This is a genomic window from Paenibacillus brevis (assembly GCF_018919145.1).
GTDB lineage: Bacteria > Bacillota > Bacilli > Paenibacillales > Paenibacillaceae > Fontibacillus > Fontibacillus brevis.
In genome coordinates this window covers 50,375-64,215 of the sequence record NZ_JAHLQJ010000010.1, presented here as the reverse complement: position 1 = coordinate 64,215, position 13,841 = coordinate 50,375, and the positions used below count along the sequence as shown (strand labels likewise).

General features: G+C 45.7%; 27 protein-coding genes. 6 read left to right on the top strand and 21 right to left on the bottom strand.

The annotated features are described in order from the left end of the window. Positions 1-7: 7 nt before the first annotated feature. From KQJ23_RS12705 to KQJ23_RS12680, 6 genes are all read right to left on the bottom strand, one after another. Positions 8-187: a hypothetical protein gene (locus tag KQJ23_RS12705; protein ID WP_216479259.1), complete on the bottom strand. Its 180-nt coding sequence runs from the start codon at positions 185-187 to the stop codon at positions 8-10. A 75-nt stretch (positions 188-262) separates the two neighbouring features. Then, a complete protein-coding gene (locus KQJ23_RS12700; protein ID WP_216479258.1) occupies positions 263-520 on the bottom strand; it encodes a hypothetical protein in 258 nt (85 codons plus the stop codon). A 66-nt stretch (positions 521-586) separates the two neighbouring features. Next, entirely contained in the window at positions 587-793 is a 207-nt protein-coding gene (locus KQJ23_RS12695) for a hypothetical protein (protein WP_216479257.1), read from the bottom strand. Further along, entirely contained in the window at positions 765-1,148 is a 384-nt protein-coding gene (locus tag KQJ23_RS12690) for a type II toxin-antitoxin system PemK/MazF family toxin (RefSeq protein WP_249529729.1), read from the bottom strand. The genes KQJ23_RS12695 and KQJ23_RS12690 overlap by 29 nt, the downstream gene beginning before the upstream one ends. Positions 1,149-1,189: 41 nt before the next feature. Beyond that, a complete protein-coding gene (locus KQJ23_RS12685; protein ID WP_216479256.1) occupies positions 1,190-1,450 on the bottom strand; it encodes a DNA-entry nuclease in 261 nt (86 codons plus the stop codon). Then, entirely contained in the window at positions 1,438-1,716 is a 279-nt protein-coding gene (locus KQJ23_RS12680; protein WP_216479255.1) for a hypothetical protein, read from the bottom strand. The genes KQJ23_RS12685 and KQJ23_RS12680 overlap by 13 nt, the downstream gene beginning before the upstream one ends. A gap of 104 nt (positions 1,717-1,820) precedes the next feature. Between KQJ23_RS12680 and KQJ23_RS12675 the strand changes: the two genes are divergently transcribed. After that, entirely contained in the window at positions 1,821-2,000 is a 180-nt protein-coding gene (locus tag KQJ23_RS12675) for a hypothetical protein (protein WP_216479254.1), read from the top strand. A 20-nt stretch (positions 2,001-2,020) separates the two neighbouring features. Here KQJ23_RS12675 and KQJ23_RS12670 read toward each other — a convergent pair whose 3' ends face one another. The 4 genes from KQJ23_RS12670 to KQJ23_RS12655 form a co-directional block, all read right to left on the bottom strand. Then, positions 2,021-2,194 (bottom strand): hypothetical protein, encoded by a 174-nt coding sequence (locus KQJ23_RS12670; RefSeq protein WP_216479253.1) that lies wholly within the window; start codon positions 2,192-2,194, stop codon positions 2,021-2,023. 45 nt (positions 2,195-2,239) lie between these two features. After that, a complete protein-coding gene (locus KQJ23_RS12665) occupies positions 2,240-2,482 on the bottom strand; it encodes a DUF7667 family protein (RefSeq protein WP_216479252.1) in 243 nt (80 codons plus the stop codon). A 108-nt stretch (positions 2,483-2,590) separates the two neighbouring features. Beyond that, entirely contained in the window at positions 2,591-3,427 is an 837-nt protein-coding gene (locus tag KQJ23_RS12660) for an ORF6C domain-containing protein (RefSeq protein ID WP_249529728.1), read from the bottom strand. A gap of 35 nt (positions 3,428-3,462) precedes the next feature. Continuing rightward, positions 3,463-3,747, bottom strand: coding sequence for a helix-turn-helix domain-containing protein (locus KQJ23_RS12655; RefSeq protein WP_212942049.1), 285 nt, complete (start codon positions 3,745-3,747; stop codon positions 3,463-3,465). Positions 3,748-3,982: 235 nt separating this feature from the next. Here KQJ23_RS12655 and KQJ23_RS12650 point away from each other — a divergent pair, with 235 nt between their 5' ends. The 4 genes from KQJ23_RS12650 (at position 3,983) to KQJ23_RS12635 (ending at position 6,631) form a co-directional block, all read left to right on the top strand. Beyond that, complete coding sequence (locus KQJ23_RS12650; RefSeq protein WP_212942047.1) at positions 3,983-4,372, top strand: helix-turn-helix domain-containing protein; 390 nt, start codon at positions 3,983-3,985, stop codon at positions 4,370-4,372. 226 nt (positions 4,373-4,598) lie between these two features. Further along, positions 4,599-4,823 (top strand): helix-turn-helix transcriptional regulator, encoded by a 225-nt coding sequence (locus KQJ23_RS24180; RefSeq protein WP_212942046.1) that lies wholly within the window; start codon positions 4,599-4,601, stop codon positions 4,821-4,823. A gap of 589 nt (positions 4,824-5,412) precedes the next feature. Further along, entirely contained in the window at positions 5,413-6,315 is a 903-nt protein-coding gene (locus KQJ23_RS12640) for a hypothetical protein (RefSeq protein ID WP_216479251.1), read from the top strand. 19 nt (positions 6,316-6,334) lie between these two features. Next, positions 6,335-6,631, top strand: coding sequence for a hypothetical protein (locus tag KQJ23_RS12635; protein ID WP_216479250.1), 297 nt, complete (start codon positions 6,335-6,337; stop codon positions 6,629-6,631). Positions 6,632-6,645: 14 nt separating this feature from the next. Here the strand turns inward: KQJ23_RS12635 and KQJ23_RS12630 are convergent, their stop codons facing one another. Together KQJ23_RS12630 and KQJ23_RS12625 are read right to left on the bottom strand one after the other, a co-directional pair. After that, the gene (locus KQJ23_RS12630; protein WP_216479249.1) at positions 6,646-6,927 is read right to left on the bottom strand and encodes a hypothetical protein; all 282 of its coding nucleotides are present in this window, start codon (positions 6,925-6,927) and stop codon (positions 6,646-6,648) included. Next, entirely contained in the window at positions 6,920-7,321 is a 402-nt protein-coding gene (locus KQJ23_RS12625; protein ID WP_216479248.1) for a YhjD family protein, read from the bottom strand. The genes KQJ23_RS12630 and KQJ23_RS12625 overlap by 8 nt, the downstream gene beginning before the upstream one ends. A gap of 122 nt (positions 7,322-7,443) precedes the next feature. Between KQJ23_RS12625 and KQJ23_RS12620 the strand changes: the two genes are divergently transcribed. Then, positions 7,444-7,623 (top strand): hypothetical protein, encoded by a 180-nt coding sequence (locus KQJ23_RS12620; RefSeq protein WP_216479247.1) that lies wholly within the window; start codon positions 7,444-7,446, stop codon positions 7,621-7,623. A 78-nt stretch (positions 7,624-7,701) separates the two neighbouring features. Here KQJ23_RS12620 and KQJ23_RS12615 read toward each other — a convergent pair whose 3' ends face one another. The 9 genes from KQJ23_RS12615 to KQJ23_RS12575 form a co-directional block, all read right to left on the bottom strand. Beyond that, a complete protein-coding gene (locus tag KQJ23_RS12615; protein ID WP_216479246.1) occupies positions 7,702-8,079 on the bottom strand; it encodes a hypothetical protein in 378 nt (125 codons plus the stop codon). Between the two features lie 30 nt (positions 8,080-8,109). Continuing rightward, positions 8,110-8,757, bottom strand: coding sequence for a Panacea domain-containing protein (locus KQJ23_RS12610; protein ID WP_216479245.1), 648 nt, complete (start codon positions 8,755-8,757; stop codon positions 8,110-8,112). A 220-nt stretch (positions 8,758-8,977) separates the two neighbouring features. Beyond that, a complete protein-coding gene (locus KQJ23_RS12605) occupies positions 8,978-9,199 on the bottom strand; it encodes a phage holin (protein ID WP_216479244.1) in 222 nt (73 codons plus the stop codon). Then, positions 9,196-10,089 (bottom strand): glycoside hydrolase family 25 protein, encoded by an 894-nt coding sequence (locus tag KQJ23_RS12600; protein WP_216479243.1) that lies wholly within the window; start codon positions 10,087-10,089, stop codon positions 9,196-9,198. Before KQJ23_RS12600 ends, KQJ23_RS12605 begins: the two co-directional genes overlap by 4 nt. A gap of 4 nt (positions 10,090-10,093) precedes the next feature. Beyond that, positions 10,094-10,492, bottom strand: a complete 399-nt coding sequence (locus KQJ23_RS12595) for a hypothetical protein (protein ID WP_216479242.1) — start codon at positions 10,490-10,492, stop codon at positions 10,094-10,096. Positions 10,493-10,586: 94 nt separating this feature from the next. Beyond that, entirely contained in the window at positions 10,587-10,850 is a 264-nt protein-coding gene (locus KQJ23_RS12590) for a hypothetical protein (RefSeq protein ID WP_249529726.1), read from the bottom strand. Between the two features lie 44 nt (positions 10,851-10,894). Then, the gene (locus KQJ23_RS24120; RefSeq protein WP_216479241.1) at positions 10,895-12,307 is read right to left on the bottom strand and encodes a tail fiber protein; all 1,413 of its coding nucleotides are present in this window, start codon (positions 12,305-12,307) and stop codon (positions 10,895-10,897) included. Positions 12,308-12,316: 9 nt separating this feature from the next. Next, positions 12,317-12,874 carry a phage tail protein I gene (locus KQJ23_RS12580; RefSeq protein WP_216479240.1) on the bottom strand — a complete coding sequence of 186 codons (558 nt, stop codon included), beginning with the start codon at positions 12,872-12,874 and terminating at the stop codon, positions 12,317-12,319. Continuing rightward, positions 12,867-13,802 (bottom strand): baseplate assembly protein, encoded by a 936-nt coding sequence (locus KQJ23_RS12575; RefSeq protein WP_346779392.1) that lies wholly within the window; start codon positions 13,800-13,802, stop codon positions 12,867-12,869. Before KQJ23_RS12575 ends, KQJ23_RS12580 begins: the two co-directional genes overlap by 8 nt. Positions 13,803-13,841 lie beyond the last annotated feature (39 nt).

The window sequence follows — 13,841 nt, the reverse complement described above, 5'->3', positions numbered from 1 at the left end:
TTTTGAATTACCAAGTGCGGTCTTTCAATGGAACCCGCTGTAGCTGGTTTTTCTTTTTAATGAATGCTTGCTGCAAGGTCCTGAAAGATTCTTCGCTTTCCTTGCCCGCCTGAACCAATTCGAGTCGCAATGAATCAAGTTGTGGCATTGTGGTACATGCCTGAATCTTTTGGAGCAGCTCTTTCATTGTTGATCCTCGCTTTCCGTGATATATTGATGGTGGATTATTTTCTATTGACCGCTCTCTCACTGGGCGGCTTTTTTATATTTCAGCAAGCTCTTGCTCGAGCAGCTTGATTTCTTCCTCAACCTCGTTCAGAACAGCAGCTTTTGCTTTAGCAGAAAGCCTCTCGAATCTTCTGGAGGAAATATCGACTCTTCCGCGACCATTACTTTCAAGCACAACCTCGTCTTTACCCTCGCTGTACTTGATGAAGTTTCTTAGTTCAGTAATCTTTTTGTTGATCTCCCGAGCCCTATCAACCCTCTCGCCCATGTATTTCAGGGTCTGTTCATCCATGGCTTTTCCTCGCTTTCGCTTGATTTTTGGGCCCGAAAACCCGATTTTGGCAAAAAAATAAATAGGCTACTGATTTTCAGCCTCTTCAAGGTCTTCCAGATCGTCGCGGATTTCTTCCATATCACCGATCAAATCACCCAACCCCGTGTGTGCAAAACGAGACATGGCTTCGAGGATGGCATGAGTATCATTGATTCGATCGCTAATGTCGTCACTGAGTTTATCCAACTTCTCCAGCACAGCCTCAACTTTGGCTTTGATTTCTTCCGGCATCTTGTTCACCTCCCTCCACTGGTACCAGTCCCACGCTGATTGACAAGGCTAAATCTACCTGCCGCATTTCTTCCGCTGTGAGAGTAGCAACCGCGCCTCTCAGTCTGCACTTATCAATTGTCCGGACCTGTTCCAACATCACTACCGAGTCTTTGTACAACTTCTGCCGCTTCATGATGCGCACGTGAGTGGGCAACGGCCGTTTCTTGGCATCCGTAATGGTTGCGACAATTACCGTAGGGCTGTACTTGTTGCCGACGTTGTTCTGGATGATAAGTACAGGCCGCTCGCCAAACTGTTCACTGCCCTCTCCATATCCCATGTCAGCCCACCAAATCTGGCCCCGCTTCGGCATGATATCCGCCATGGTCTTCACTCTCCTTTCTTCACGCCGTCCTACACATAATGGTCCAAACTCTTGTAGTAATCGACCAGGCCCTTTTTAAGGAGATCGCAATACTTGTTTTGCACGACTCTCTCCGTCTTACCAAGTGCAAAGGACATCGACCGCCGGCCGTCGTGCTTGTAAAACTTGCAGAGGTATGAAAGCTCATCCTCTGTAAACCGCTCCCCATGATTCGGGTGAAACTCAGGGTCGTATAGCATCATACCCAGTCCGTTATAAGCGATCCCGTCCTCAACCTTTACGCAAGCCATGCCCCTGCCCTCACCCGTCTGACATACTCCTCAAACGTAATGCCCAATTGCTGTCGCACTTGAAGCGACCTGAAGGTTAACCCCAGCCGATCAACATCGTCCCGCCGATCTACCAGCGGCTTGCGCATCATGCTCAGCAGCGTCCGGTACTTCCTGTATTGCCGTTTCGCCCAATCAGATATTTTCGTGCGCCCGGCTTCTTCTGACTTCCCTTGCAGGTACAGGAAGAATGCCATGAGTGTGCGAATCTTTGTTTCGGGTTTCATTTTCCGTACACCGTCCTCTCTGAATTTATGGATAGGATTTTCTCGCTCCCTGTCGAATTGAGTAGTTGTCTGGACTGACTAATTCGAGGAAGGAGGTTTTATGTTTGAACACAGTTGGTTTAAGTGAATCATCGATTAAATCTGAATTGGCTAAAAATCTTAAGAACAAACTAGATTCAGTAAGCGAACATGACTTAGATCAAATTATTAATGCCGCTTCAAAAGCCATTGTTGCGAACAACAGGCGCATTTCTTCGGACATCGAAAACGAAATTCGTCAGTGAGTTCAAAGGGGTTACTGATGCTATTCCAAGTTGGTCATTGCAACCAAATCCGCTGATACCATGACGATTCTCTCCAAGAGGATCGTCTCTTCTTTTGATACAGGTGCTTCGGACGAAAAACGTCTATTCGCCCAACGTAATGCATTTGTCAACGTTGTTTCGGATAATGTCTTCAAGGTGTCCTTAGTTTTCATACTCTTTTAACCTCCCTTCCTATGAATTTTGGTGCTGCTCGGTTTTCAGGTGTACTTCGCCTCCATTTCGTCGAGTTTTGCGGCAAAGTGCTGTACCAAGTCCATATTCCCAATGACCTGCCCGGCGTATGCCGCTTCCTTGTATCCGTCAATCTTATGGACCAGATCAGCGTTTACTCGTAAACAATGCATCATTTCGCCCGCCTCAAAAATGCTTAACGTACCGGCCTGCATTTTGCTTAACAGTTCTGCCATCCGGCGGTGTACCGGGTGGACCATTATTGCCATGTGGTCACTCTCCTTTCATTTGTAAGGATGCGGCAATATACCGCCCCCTTGCTGTATGGAACTAAGGTTTCTATCAATTTTTCAGTTGTCAAAGAGCGGTTGATGATTTTAGCTGAAGGCCATTTGAGAGTTAGCCTGCTCTATATCCCGCAGTAACTTCCCGTGTGGCCGCCAGCCGCTAACATATTCCTTCGCCTTGTCGAAATCTTTTACTAAGGTGTTTCTGTAGGAGTTGGTGTTGAAATAGCCTTTGAAGTCCCGCCATAGTGCCGAATATGCTTCGCCTCGGATCGTCTTGTCCAGATATGCCGGGCTACCTTTTCCGCCAAGCACCTCAACGATCGTCTTGTTTGCTAGTAGCTGCAGGTCGTTTTGCTGGCCGTAGTCAATGGTCGTGTTGTTTTCTAAATGTGACACGCGAGATTCGAAAGCCTGAGTGCGCTGATCGAGCATAAATATCGCTTGAAGTTCCTTGCTCATTCCCGAAAGGCTGAGGGATTTCTCCATTTCCTCAAATTGGGTTACATATGCAGCCGTAAAGAGCACGCCCTTCTCCCCGGTCATTTTGTTGGCTACCATGTCACATCCTTTGCGGGTGATTAGGTAGCAATCGTATGTCTTGTTGTTCCCGTCGACTTTATATGTGCTGGAAATAAAGAAATCCTGAGAACGGAATTTTCCGTTTTCTAAATAACGGATATATCCTCCGATGCGCTCCAACAAATCAGAATGCCTAACCTCGATCATGGCGGCAACCTCTCGACTATCAACCAGCAATTGACCGTTTTGATTAATGATCTGTAAGTTGTTCATCTTCTTTTCCCTCCTTTTTACTATTGAGTTCAAATGGAAGTACATCTCCTTCCGCTTCCTTGATTTTTCTTCGCCAACCTTGCGAACCCACATCTTGTTGAAAATAAGTTCTACACCGACTTGTTCTGCCAATCGCAGTAGGGTTTCTTTGGAAACTCGCCTTCGACTCAAGTGATCACCTCACTTTCCGCGTGTCCATCTCGGTTGTTATCATTTGTAAATCTGTCGATAAATTCGGGACTTTCCTCCTCCCCATCAATTGCAATGCCAGTGAACTCGATTTTGATTTCGAGAGCTTCACAAACTTCATTGATGATAAGTTCATGCCAACGACGCTCTCCTTTAAGTAGATCGCTGATATATTGATAGCTTCGACCGGTTGCTCTTGCCAAATCGGCTCTACTCATTCCTCTTGCGTCCATTGCTTGCTTTACTGCTTCTGTGAAGTTCATTTGTGTTCACCTCCATGACCCAATAATAAGCATTATGCTGTTATGTGTAAATGAGCAAATTTAAGCATTATGTTTAAATAAACAGCATATTGCTGATAATATAATCAAAATGCTTCAAAATGCTCAGTTTATCAACAAAATGCTGATTGTTTAATTTTTAGTGCAATGTTATGATTCATTACAGCAAAATGCTTAATAACGACTTGAAACTTTTCATATAAGGAGTTGTCAATTGGTGGCTGAGGTCAATAATCGATTAAAAGAATTAAGAAAAAAGCGTGGATTAAGTGGGATTGCGGTGGCGAAACAACTTGAAATTACTCCGCAATATTATTACGACATTGAAAAAGGGGAGCGGCGCCTTACGACCGAGATTGCCGCCAAACTTGTTCCGGTTTTAAGAGCAACCGTGGATTACATTATTGGTGTGGCAGATACAAATCAATATGGGGAGGCTTCGGAAATAAAAAACCCCGACCCTCATGAAGAGTCGGAGTTAGCGGACATTCCCATTGAACGTTTAAACCAGTACAAACTTACTTACAAAGGACATGCCCTTAGCAAAGACGAGGCAGACGATGTTATTGAGCTTCTTGAAGCGGCTTTGAAACGTTGGAAGAAATAACGAGGGTGAGGTATTGTTCGACTTCGATTACATCCACTCCACGTTGTTTTAATTTACAGATTAGTTTTTCGAGGTCAATTTCAGGTTTAGGCAAAAGTCATTCCTCCTAGAAGTAATTATTTTCCGAATGAGATGTTAAGACGAGCATACCATAAAACCGAACATAAAACGAGAACATTTGTTCTGAAAATAAATGAATCGTTTACTGAAATGAAAGGAGCTTCCCATGGGTTACATACTCGGGGATTGCCTCCTGCAGGACAGGCTCAATGATGCCGGGTTGACACAAGCTGAATTCGCTAGACGTATGGGAGTTTCCCCGCAATATGTAAACAAAATCATTAGGGGATCTCGCAAAATGTCTCTTGAATTCGCTATTAACGCCGCCCAAATATTAGGCTGCCGCATCACAGATTTGTACATCCTTGAGATTGTCCGAGACAGGAGCTGAGCTGATTCATTGGCTCTCCCTGAGAAAACCATCAACCAATAGGGTGATGCTCCTTGTCCATATTCTAAATCTTTCCACTAATTCCCGCTGTCGCAAAATGTCGAATTACTCACTTGTAAAATAACCCAAAAGTCTATCTAATGGCAGGCTGTTAAAAGGACGCTTTTCGGAAAACACCACCTTTCTCGTGAACGCAAAAAGGCCGTTGCAAATTCAAGGAAAGTGAACACTTCCAAATCATCAGAATGATAGAAAACTATATCATTACTGATTTTTTTAAAAGTGATCATGCTTAATCCTTGAACTGCAACGGCCATAATCCGTTCCGGAAGATACTACCGTCTTTGATATTGCTCGCAGTTCGTTGATCGAATTACCCCACTCACTATCGAAAAAATAACGACGGTGAAAAGTTTGGTTTAGAATCTCCCCATTAAGCGCATGCTAGGGGCCCCAATTAATTAGTATGGTATGAAGAAAATAATACCAGATGAATTGTACTTTTGTAAACTCCTATCGAAAATCATAGAACTGATTTCCTACTTCTGGTAAACTCTTAAGTGAATGAAGATATCAGGAGGGGGCTATCGTGAAACCTAGATATTTTGAAGGTACTGCTTTGTACTCTATAACAAAGCGCAAGAGGTCAGTACATATTAAAGCAAAATCGATTGAAGAAGCAAAAGAACAACTTCTAATCGATGGTTATCTGGAGCCTATCGATATTAAGGAAGTGCCACTAGAAGCGCCTAGTGAAAGGCAACTAGAATATGCAAGAGGTGTTGGAATCAGTTTTCCTGATGATATCGACGGATATGATCTGAGCGCCCTTTTATCAAGGTACGAGAAGAACGATAAGTATGATCCCGATCCTGGGCTTGTGGATTTTGCCGATGCACGTAATATTGAGCATTCTCCCTACATAGGTAAAAAGTCGATGTATAATAAGGTTTTTGATGCTCTTGAGCTACGAGATAAGATCGCATTTTTTACATTCTGCGTTTACCGATATCTTTCAGACGACAGGCATTCCAACTTAGATACCTCGCCCCTAAAAGAGAAGTTCTATTCATTTGCAGATAGTCAGCTAAAAAATAGTTCTTTTATAAATTCGATGAATAAGTACACCGGAGAGTCGCTACGATACTTCGGGAAAATGGTTATTGAAAATGAAGGGGATTGGGAAACTGAAGTGTATGGGGGCTCCACAACAACTATTGCATACAAGCAAACGGCTGAATATCTTTCTAGCGAGTTTGGGATAAGCAAAACCAAGACAGCCCGCCTCCCTGCTCAAAAAGCATCAACTCCGAATGATCAGCTAAGATCATATGCACATTCGTCTACTCAACATTATAGCGACCACAGGGCCAGTAGTAATGATACAGATGATATTCAGAGCACTCATAGGTATGGTAAAAAGGTAAATTGGATAGGGATAGCTATCCTGATTATTCTCTGTGTTATTCTGATCAAAGTTCTCATGTCATAAATCAAAAAGAGGTGAAATTATGAAAAATTTATTATGGATTATGGTGCTCGTAGTGGTACTTTCCGCTTGCGGAAACCCTCAGAGTGCAGACAAGGAAAGCATGATGAGCGATGTAAAAATCTATCTGTCTACATATGAGGTCGAAGGGGAGATAGATGATAACATTGCGAAAATATCCATAGCAAATATAGAGCGAATTAATGAAGGCTATACCGGAGACGACAAGGATGATTTCGGGAGAATAACTCAGCTTATGAAAATGCGAGCGTATGACGAAGTGAAAGAAATATATGACCGGCTGAAGACAAAGAAATAGGCCCGCAAGGGCCTTTAATACTGTGTGAAGTATGCATTGTTGTCCATGTCTATCTTCTGTTTCTGCTCCTTTTGAATGCCATCCCTATCCCACGCCTCCTTAACCCTGATCGTGTCCAGGTAAGGAGGCCGCCACTCAATATAGCCTTTTTGCTCTAAGCCCAATAAGCCCCGATTGATCACCGGCATTTTTCGGCCCATCATCCGTACCAGGTCCTTTTCGATGGGCATGGATCTGTGCGAATGCCTATAGTTACTAAGCACCCGAAGCAGCTTGCGCTCCAGATCATCAAGCATGCTGCCCAGTATCCTTTAGCATCTTGCCCAGCTCGGATACATACTTGCTCAAACGTAAGCTAATCTCCGACCTAAGCACATCCCTCGTCACTCCGAATCGTTCCTCACGCCCCCGGCAAGTAAAGTAATAGTAAATAACCAGGCCTTGTTGCTCCTCACGATATACCTTGATGTCCCGATCCTTGAGCGCCGCCCTATTGACCTTACCATCTGCTACTACCATATCCTCAATTACACGCTGAGACATGGCGTAGGCCCTCTCAAGTAATGTGCCCATTATCTTTAACTCAGCGCCGCTCTTTTGCAGCATCACGAGTAGATTTTGCAAGACTACACTGTCCCTGACCAACTGTCTATCCACATTATCAATTATTCCTGTTACCTTTTCGCTCATTTTTTACACCTCACAAAAATACGAACGTTTGTTTGTATTATATGCGATACACGGATAAGTATTCAAGAACTGCAAAAAGGATTATTATCCAATATGTAGAAGTTAATTCTTGGAGGTGAAATATGTATACATACATAAATAAAGCAATACAGGCTTGCAAACCGCTGTCGCTGCTGCTGGATGATGGGTCAAAGCTCTCGGGGATGCCGAGCTGGCCCGAGGATCGCAGCAGGGTTAAGATCAAAGCACATGGCGGCGCAGCGTGGATTCCGCTAGCCGACATCAAGCACGTAACTACATAAACGAAAAAAAGCCCACCGACCGTATAGGTTAGTGGGCTTTTTTGTTATAAGCATGAATTTAATAATATCTAATGTTCTTTAGTTTAAATAACCTTGTATGCGCGGAAATAATTCTTCATAGTACTCATCCGGAGTTATTTCTTGATATGCAACAAATTTGGCAATCATTTTGTAGAAATCTTCCGGCTTAATACAACCAATTCCAGGTGGAGAAAAACCATGTGGTGCTTTATAAATAAATTTCAAGTTTATTAATGATGGTTTTTTGAATCCGTTTCTTGTTGAGTTTACCAAGTAGTACTCTTGTTCTCGCTGAGGATAAATTTCAACTTGGCTTGTGGTCGAAAGGAAATATGCGACAGAATCTCCAAATCCTAAATCTAGGGGTATAATTGTTGGATGACCAAATCTACTTGTATCGTATCCGCCATCCTTGAATTTAATTCCTCTTCTCATGAATATCGTTCCACAGCAAAAATCCATAAGCTAATAAACCACCAATTCCCCAGATTCATCTTTGTAAACAAAAAAGGATTGTCCTGTAACCTCATGTCCTAAGTTGCGCAAATCAGTGATGTCTGATGGATTCAGTGCTGTTTCCTTTATATTGTAGACAAAACGATTTCCGTTAATATTTTGTGAAGTGTGCGAGTCAAAATCAAAATCTTTGTGGGCTTCAAACACATCCTTCAGAGATCGGTAATATTTTTTTATAGCATCAATTTTAATTTCTGGATTTCTCTGCTCTTTCGCTTGATTCTCTAATGATTTCCATGGCTCTTCAGCATGGGTCAAGTCAACTAATTCATAACTAGACTTTTGTCCATAAATAAAGTTAACTGTCTTCAACATCTGAATTACTTCCGAGTTAACTTTTGAATCAACGCGATCACCGAAGTAGCTCACCATCGTTATTAAACTATTACGCTCCACTTGGTTATATACTTCCCTTACTACAGGCCCGAATTTCCAAGCTTCAATTCTTTCGGTAAATAACGGCTGATCGGTTACAGCTAAGTGCATTGCTTGAGAATAGAAAAGAAGCTTTTGTAGTTTGATTTTGCTATCCCATGATTCTGAATTAGTGTCCGAATTGTTAAGTATGAACCATTTCGCAATATCAATTGAACTCAAACCTTTCCACCTCCATTCTCAAAAATGCACAAGAACACATATTCTTATGATTTATCTCTTTTGATGCTAATCTTACACTTTCTCTTATTATTTGTATACCCACAAGGCTTTCTTTTTGAAAATTTTACATAATTATACTTTGACAATAGTAATTTCTCCATATTTGCTGTGATGTATACAAAAAAGCCCCCAACCTCATAGGTCAGGGGCTTTCGCATGTCTATAAGTTATATCCGCCGCTATCCGGCTTAGTGGGGTTGCTGATGATCCCCAATGTTGCCAGCAGACCCAAGATCACGTTAACAATGGTCATGATGTCCTGCTGCATGATGTCCGTGATCTCATATAGTCCAGTAACATGCCCCAGCAACTGCAGGAGCAGAAGCGCCTGTGAAATGATACTGATCCACAAAGCATAGTTCCGCCATCTTTTCTTTTTCATTGTAAATCCTCCCCGTGCTCAATATTTACTAACTGGCGCTCAATCTCCTCGATTCGAGCGGTGTTACCGGCGATCAACTTCAAAAAGTTGCGTCTCAGCCGGTTGATCACTATGGCCGTCTGTTCCCGGGTCATTTCGGCTCCTGGGTTATTTCCGTCAAAGTAGCCGTTTGCCACGGCTTCGGCCCAGTCTTTTTCAGCCCACGCACTCACCTTGCTAACGTCTCTCTGCTCCACCTTCGGTTCCTCCTTTGTTCCGGATCCGGACGCCCATGCTCGCAGCTCGTCCAGAGTGCCGTTAAATTCATTCAGGTCCACATTCCCAGCGATACCCGGCACCTTGCCCGCGTCGCTGTACTGCCAAATATCCCACTTGGACCATGCGGGGACATCTGTCGGCGGTTTGGTGTTATATCTGGCTATCCAGATTGGGTACTTGCTCAACTCTTTGCCAAAGTTATGCGCAAAGCTATTGCCCGTATAGATCAGCGGCTGCCGCCCGGTTAGGCGCTCAATCTCCTGCAAGAACGCCTCCGCTACATCATTGATTGCGGACCTGCTGATATTGCCCGGGTTGTTCTCATAATCCATCACCGGCGGCAGATCGAAGGCCACTCCGGCCGTCTGCATGGTCGCGTGGAAGTGCCTTGCCTCTACTCTGGCCGCTTCCATCGTCGTTGCATCAACAAAGTGATAGGCGCCGATCAGCACACCTGCAGCCCTTGCCGCTTTGGCATTAGTAACAAACTTAGGATCGACCCTCTTGGTGCCCTGGCTCGCCTTAATAAAGGCAAAGGCGCGGCCATCAGCCTTGACTTGCTGCCACTTGATGTCTCCCTGCCAATGGGATACGTCGATACCCTGCGCATTGCCTTGCTTACGTGCTTGCATGTCCTTATCCCCCTCTCGTAAAAACGTAGGTCACGATTGCAACGATCGTGCCACCCAAAACAAATTGAAGGAACTGCATCCACTGTTTCTGACTCGTGGTGCGTTCCTTAGCGCTGTCCTGCTGCGATTGCTGGAGCCAGTTAAACAGCTTCATTTCCAACGTGTCGATCTTGGACATTACCTGTTCAAACTGTATCTGCATAAGACGTGTGGAGTCTTTGAGTTCCCTGATCTCCGCTTCGTGACGTTCCCCTTGTTGCTCGATAAGCTTAAACCTCGCCTGATCCGCTATAGATTCCGCAGCAAGCCTTGTAAACTCTGTACTCATGGCCTGTAATTGTCGGCTTATCTCTTCCTGTCGCGCTTGGATCTCCTCAATGGTCACCACACCTTTCTCCGACATCCCATTCTCCCCCGATCAACTCTGTCAAAAAAGATAACCCCCGGACCCACTCCGAGGGCATAAAAAATACGCCTTGCGGCGCTGTCTCTGATCTCTATTCAGCTGGTGTTACCTCTTCGAAATTTTCTTCCAGGTACTCCAGATTGCACACACCCACGGTGCCGGTATTGGTCTTATAGACAAACTGACCGGGGATCGCCACTACTGTTGTAGTGCCGTTTTTAAGTGTGATGGATCTCAGTGATCCTGTCGGCGATACGTCCAATGTCATCCCCATGCCCGTTAGCTGGACGATCATCTGTATTGATGCAAAGTCAGTAAATTCAACAGCTCGTACAAAATCTTTGCTCTTAAACATCCTTATCATTGTCAACACCTCTCTAAATGTGATTAGCTTGTAATTCACCCCATGACAAGCACCTCGTAAAGAGCGCCCGCTAAGGCAACTGGCAGAGTGAATCCAGTGTTTGTTACTTGTGCAGGTAAAACATCTGCTTTAAAGTTAATCACTGTTCGCGAGGTACTTACGCCGCCTGTGAAATTTCCAAATTTAATCGTGTTTGGATAAATACCATCATCAAAATCAGCAGCATAAAAAGTAAATGCCCTATCGGCTGAAAATGCAGAGGGGTTGTACACTATGATTACACGTGGCTTAAAGGCAAGTCCAGTAGCAGTCAAGGAGTACATATTAGTTTCGTTCGAATTATCCGCATATTGAAACCTTGCTTGAACCGAATTCGATCTTATCTGCAGTTGAGCCATTAGACTCGGCTGAAGTGATCCGACCACTCCAAAAATATCAACCCCATTCCTGATATTACTAGCTACCAAATCAGTATCCCCCAACACCGTAATCGGACTACTATAATACCCCGCTGCCAGCGTTTGGTTGGTTGTTCCCGGTGTGACCGTGCCTCCAGCACCTCGGTTTGGCATCGTGCCTGTAATAGGTCCATTAGCGTTAGATGCCGTTTTACCCGTCAACAAATCAGCAGCTGTTGCATTACCCGTTGCCTTGATAATCGCGGTCATCTTACTAATAAGTGTCGCCCAAGAATCCGAAGTGGATGCCGATACCCCAAGGGCAACAAGCGCGGCAACCACTTCCGCTTTTCGCTCATTGCCAGCTGTTAAAGACGCATTAGCCGTTGTCTGTGCTGCGGCAGCTGCTAGGTTGGCAGCGTTGGCCGTATTCTGGGCGGCCAACGCTGCTTCATTGACAGTTTTGACAGCCTTCGGGGTTGCTGCTTTGTCCTCTGCGTTGCTGTTGGTGCTGCTGGAAAGCTGCGTCACGCCTTTTTCGGTCAAGGAAGCATCGCCGATATTTATCCCTGCTATCGCCTCAGCAAGCTCCTGCCTGGTAGCATAAACAAGTGACTCATCAATGTTTGCTGTGATATTCGCAGCGGCTCCGACAAAGACGTTCATGTTTATCGCCTTCTCGATTACTCCATCACCTTGGGGGGCGATGTAATCGGCGGTTGTACCTGCATTGGCGTACATATACAAAATCTCACCGTCATCGGGGTCAGTGGCAAATATACCGACCTCGCGCAAAAAGAACCCCGTCGTAACGCCTTGATTTCTCAGGGTCGCCCCAATGAGCGCTCTCGTTGTACCCGGCGGACGCCTAATCCTTTCGATTGCCAAGTCCTTCACAGGGGTAATCAGCGCCGTCATCGCCTCAAGAGACTGGCCGCTAAGCGATCCGCTACCAACGACCATCCTGGTATAGCTCAACTGAGCGCCCGCTTGCGCTTTTGCCTGCAGCTGCCGCCCTTTATTTGTTAATGCATAGCTCCATGAGCTCACTTAGATCACCTACCCTATTGTGATAAATTCGCCGATATGCAATGTGCCTCCGAAGTAAAGGTCATTAGCTTGAATGGTTTCCTCTAAGATGACAGATTCCAGATGAGCTGAAAGCCTTCGGACCGAATCGACAGCCCGGATGAACTCCTGTGCTCTCTCATTAGTCGCTGATTGGTCAGTGGTGCGCACCCGAAAGTATCCCGGCTCTCCGCCATATTCGAACCATTCCTCCACTTGCCCTGTTCCAAAGAGGATTTCTATCAGTTCCTCTACGGCCGCAGGCGTCCCCTTTCGGCGGTGAAATAAAAATGCATTCTTGACCAGTTCTCGCTTTTGCTCAATCGGCAGGTCTGGGTCGTAAAAGTCGACATGGAACTGCCAGGCTAATTCGTCGGCTTCATCGTCGTTCAATTGGTCGAGTCGCTGGAATCGAGGGAGTTTCATGATTTGCTCTGACAGTCCCTGCAAGCTGCTATCTAGTGCCTTTGCTGCTGCCGCTATGTTAGGATCCCGCTTGAGGTTATCTGGCAGCATATCAAGTATGCTGAGGCTCTTGAGATCAATCATCGGCAAGACCTCCATAGACCACATTGACTGCCGCATCCTGAGCCACCTGCAGCTCTCCTACATTCGTAAAGACTGGACTTGCGACTTCCACTCGCAGCGCCCCTGCCGACATCACCCGCCAGATCAATTCCGATGGGTTGATGTCTCGACCAAGCTTAGATTTTTGCCAGAGCCGATATGCGTCCACCGCCGCCGACACTGCATCTTGTATATTGACCGCTTCTGCCGCTCTCGCCCGATCCACGTAATAGGTGAGTGTAATGTGATAACTCACCGTTTCAGGCGCTTGTACGGTCACCAGATCAGTCAGGGGGCGTACAGTGCGGTCGTTGAGCACCGCTGCTACATCGTCCAGTACATCCTGTGACGGCAACCCGCCACCTTGGAGCAAAGGCACTACGACCACCTCGCGAGGCTCTGGAGAGGTAACTGCCACATCCACTATCGACGGGCTTGCAGTCATCGCCCAATACCGATAGGCTCCCTCTGGCCCAGCGACGGAAAAGCTCTCCGGGGCTGTCCTTATTCGCTCACGAAAAGCATTGTCTGTCTCAGCTTCAGCTCCTCCTGAACTTGCGGTCAGGTTGGTGGCGCTTTGGACAAATGGCAAGGGGTCAATCAGGGTATTGACCTGCCCGGGTAAAAAGCCATTTCCGGAGGCACCACCGACCGAACAATAAGCGATAACCGTCCCCGATACTCCACCTGCAGGGATCTCTATAACTTGGGCGGTCTCAAAGTAAATCGTCCCTCCGCTGCCTTGTGGACCTACTCGGGTGCCAGCCGGGATGATCGTTGCTGAGGTGAGCGGAATGGAGAGGTTAAATTGCAGGGTGGTGATTGCCGCCTCTTCCGGCAGTCGAGACACATCGTAAAGAGCGCCGATATGATCCAGCACCGAACCACTCGCATATTTAAGCAAGTCCACTTTTTTGTTGTGATTGAGCAACGCCTGCTGCTGGATGAT

What these genes read in the sequence shown, in the direction of transcription:
- KQJ23_RS12705 (WP_216479259.1), bottom strand. Translation starts at nt 187, where the DNA reads ATGAAAGAGCTGCTCCAAAAGATTCAGGCATGTACCACAATGCCACAA.
- KQJ23_RS12700 (WP_216479258.1), bottom strand. Translation starts at nt 520, where the DNA reads ATGGATGAACAGACCCTGAAATACATGGGCGAGAGGGTTGATAGGGCT.
- KQJ23_RS12695 (WP_216479257.1), bottom strand. Translation starts at nt 793, where the DNA reads ATGCCGGAAGAAATCAAAGCCAAAGTTGAGGCTGTGCTGGAGAAGTTG.
- KQJ23_RS12690 (WP_249529729.1), bottom strand. Translation starts at nt 1,148, where the DNA reads ATGCCGAAGCGGGGCCAGATTTGGTGGGCTGACATGGGATATGGAGAG.
- KQJ23_RS12685 (WP_216479256.1), bottom strand. Translation starts at nt 1,450, where the DNA reads ATGGCTTGCGTAAAGGTTGAGGACGGGATCGCTTATAACGGACTGGGT.
- KQJ23_RS12680 (WP_216479255.1), bottom strand. Translation starts at nt 1,716, where the DNA reads ATGAAACCCGAAACAAAGATTCGCACACTCATGGCATTCTTCCTGTAC.
- KQJ23_RS12670 (WP_216479253.1), bottom strand. Translation starts at nt 2,194, where the DNA reads ATGAAAACTAAGGACACCTTGAAGACATTATCCGAAACAACGTTGACA.
- KQJ23_RS12665 (WP_216479252.1), bottom strand. Translation starts at nt 2,482, where the DNA reads ATGGCAATAATGGTCCACCCGGTACACCGCCGGATGGCAGAACTGTTA.
- KQJ23_RS12655 (WP_212942049.1), bottom strand. Translation starts at nt 3,747, where the DNA reads ATGAACTTCACAGAAGCAGTAAAGCAAGCAATGGACGCAAGAGGAATG.
- KQJ23_RS24180 (WP_212942046.1), top strand. Translation starts at nt 4,599, where the DNA reads ATGGGTTACATACTCGGGGATTGCCTCCTGCAGGACAGGCTCAATGAT.
- KQJ23_RS12635 (WP_216479250.1), top strand. Translation starts at nt 6,335, where the DNA reads ATGAAAAATTTATTATGGATTATGGTGCTCGTAGTGGTACTTTCCGCT.
- KQJ23_RS12630 (WP_216479249.1), bottom strand. Translation starts at nt 6,927, where the DNA reads ATGCTTGATGATCTGGAGCGCAAGCTGCTTCGGGTGCTTAGTAACTAT.
- KQJ23_RS12625 (WP_216479248.1), bottom strand. Translation starts at nt 7,321, where the DNA reads ATGAGCGAAAAGGTAACAGGAATAATTGATAATGTGGATAGACAGTTG.
- KQJ23_RS12620 (WP_216479247.1), top strand. Translation starts at nt 7,444, where the DNA reads ATGTATACATACATAAATAAAGCAATACAGGCTTGCAAACCGCTGTCG.
- KQJ23_RS12615 (WP_216479246.1), bottom strand. Translation starts at nt 8,079, where the DNA reads ATGAGAAGAGGAATTAAATTCAAGGATGGCGGATACGATACAAGTAGA.
- KQJ23_RS12605 (WP_216479244.1), bottom strand. Translation starts at nt 9,199, where the DNA reads ATGAAAAAGAAAAGATGGCGGAACTATGCTTTGTGGATCAGTATCATT.
- KQJ23_RS12600 (WP_216479243.1), bottom strand. Translation starts at nt 10,089, where the DNA reads ATGCAAGCACGTAAGCAAGGCAATGCGCAGGGTATCGACGTATCCCAT.
- KQJ23_RS12595 (WP_216479242.1), bottom strand. Translation starts at nt 10,492, where the DNA reads ATGTCGGAGAAAGGTGTGGTGACCATTGAGGAGATCCAAGCGCGACAG.
- KQJ23_RS12590 (WP_249529726.1), bottom strand. Translation starts at nt 10,850, where the DNA reads ATGTTTAAGAGCAAAGATTTTGTACGAGCTGTTGAATTTACTGACTTT.
- KQJ23_RS12580 (WP_216479240.1), bottom strand. Translation starts at nt 12,874, where the DNA reads ATGATTGATCTCAAGAGCCTCAGCATACTTGATATGCTGCCAGATAAC.